This is a genomic window from Hydrogenobaculum sp. (genome assembly GCF_049967395.1).
Taxonomy (GTDB): domain Bacteria; phylum Aquificota; class Aquificia; order Aquificales; family Aquificaceae; genus Hydrogenobaculum.
In genome coordinates, this window is sequence record NZ_JBMFST010000089.1 from 1 (window position 1) to 2,412 (window position 2,412).

General features: G+C 30.8%; 3 protein-coding genes. All 3 read right to left on the reverse strand.

Annotated elements, in window-relative coordinates; translation table 11 throughout:
- The coding region (locus ACP5S8_RS08115) for an RAMP superfamily CRISPR-associated protein (RefSeq protein WP_461876436.1) at window positions 1–635 on the reverse strand (635 nt) is incomplete at its 3' end.
- Window positions 632–1,687 carry a type III-B CRISPR module RAMP protein Cmr1 gene (gene cmr1 / locus ACP5S8_RS08120; protein WP_461876437.1) on the reverse strand — a complete coding sequence of 352 codons (1,056 nt, stop codon included), beginning with the start codon at window positions 1,685–1,687 and terminating at the stop codon, window positions 632–634. The genes ACP5S8_RS08115 and cmr1, both read right to left, overlap by 4 nt.
- Window positions 1,688–1,690: 3 nt before the next feature.
- On the reverse strand, window positions 1,691–2,412 hold a 722-nt coding region (locus ACP5S8_RS08125; RefSeq protein ID WP_461876438.1), incomplete at its 5' end, for a hypothetical protein.

Below are 2,412 nucleotides of genomic sequence, written 5' to 3' on the forward strand. Positions count from 1 at the left end.
GCAGAAGCATCGGTTTCTTCTTCGTTACCTTTTTGAGTACCAAAAAGTCTCTTTATACTAGCCTTTTTATCTTTGAAATGCTTTATAGCTACCCATCTTATCATGCCTTTCCAAGTAGAAGGTGCAATATATGGGATTTTAAATGTTTTGTCCTTTTTAAGTGGGTTATCTATAACGTAAAAAGCGGTATCATCTTTTGAAAAATAAACTTCTTGAAGCTCAAATTCATATCTTAATACAGTCCATTTAGTTTTGATGGCTTTTATACTATCAAGCTCCTTATCAAAATTTATAACAGACTGCATTAAATCAAAGCTTTTGTTGAAGAAATTTTTTATCTCACTCCTACGCTTCAAAAACTTATCTTTATAAATATCTTTCTCAGTACCTTGTTCATATTCTTTACCAATATTTAGGAAAAAAGGAAGATATATAGGCGACTCCACTAGTTGGCTATCGAGAGATTTTGTAGATTCTTTAAACAACTCCCTCTTTATCTTTCTTTCTATGGTATTTCTGTTTTTGCCTTTCAGAGCTTGGCCTTTGTATATTCTGTCGCTTATGCGCTTTCTATTTTTATCATCCTCTTCCAACATGTTTAAATACATAGACAGTATAGCATCATAGCTTTTCATGAAAGCACTCCCTTGTCAAAAGTTACTTCTTTCTCAAATATACAACCAGCTTGTGTAAGTGTATTTTTTATATCTTTTATAAAAGCATCTACAAAACCGTCTTGAAATTCTATTATGACTCTAAACTTATACGTGTTACCTTCTTTAATAATATGAGAAGAATAAAGCTGGCTACCATTTGATGTAGAACCAAACATATTAGAATAAAACTTTTTTAGCTTTTTGCGTAAAAAGTACTTTATATAAAAACCACTTGGTTTTTTAATATAAAATTCGTTTATATCTCTAGGGATATGCATAACAGGCCTACCTCTAAAGATAAACGTATTAGATAAAGAACCTAAAAATTTGCTAGTATCTTGAATCTTAAAATCTAGTCTAACAAACCTCCTTATATTCGAGAGTATTCTATAAATATTGCTACTCTTGTTTTCATCCCTAAAAATATTTCTTCTAAGCGATCTTAACTCATGTATAGCTTTTTTTACCTTTTGCTCATCTATTCCTTCTATGTCTACAAAGCCAAAACCGGTTCTACCTTTTGCCCCTATGTGTCCTAATTCTTTTATGGTTTTCATCAAAAGATGAATATAATTTTCTGTATCTAAAATATCTTCTGTGTTGTACGTGTTTAACGGTATAAAACTTATGTTAGCATTGCTAATCCATATAGCTTTAAAGTTTCCACTTCCTTTACCAAGCACTTCAGTTATCCATCTATTATCATCTTGGAAGTTTGTGGAACTAATAGAAGAATGGTTGTCAAAGCTTATTCTAACCTGCCTTTGCCAATTGGTGGTTCCCCAGATATAACAACCTGTACAAATACTTGAAAGGTGTTCTTCTCTTTTATATATACATTTTTTTACGCTATTGTCTTCAATCTTTGCATCATAAACTATAGGACATACATATATATCAAATCCTCTTAATAAAGCCTCTCCAAAATATCTCAAAGATCCAACTATAGACGTTTGTCTTAACCTTTCAGATTTCCCTTCTATATCTCCACTCCATATAGGTGTCAAAGATTTTATTTTAAAGCTAATCATATATTATCCTCTTAAATAGTTTAACAGATTTATTCTGTATGTGATGAGATTTTTTCTTGGCTTTTCCAGCTCTTTAAAAAACTTATCTTGGGATTTAATAGAGCTTGGAACCTCTATGTTTTGATTTGCCTCTGATAGTTCTCTTAATATATCCTCTGATAATTTTCTTATTCCGCTATTGTAAGTGAAGTATTTTAACTTTTCTGTTATTCTTTTCATATGCTTATCCTTGTAGTCTTTACCTATGCTAGAGTTTATAAGATCGTAAGCTTCTATGATAAAATTGGCTTCTATTAGTCTTTCTAAGGCTTCCTCTATTCTTCCAAGAGCTATTAATATTATAGCCAAAGGAAGCTGGGCATAGTTTTTGGGGTCTAGCGTTTTTGATTCATTTTCTATGTTAAGTTCCGCATATTTAGATTTCAATTCTCTAATATCCAAAGCTACATAGTTAAACAAAGCATAAAGGACATCTTCCAATCCTGATACTCCCATTTCGTATCTTTCTTTAAAATAGTTTAATACTTCATCTGCATATTCTTTTGCCTTATTTATATAAGATTCACCGTTTTCTTTGTATCCGTTTAAAATCAATATAGGGACCATTTGAGATTTTGTCCTATGCTTTTCATATTCTGATAAATTTTCTTCATTCAAGTTTTCTTCATATAAATTTATAGCTTCTTCATACATTTCAAACCTAGCATAAAGTTCTGCTAACGATC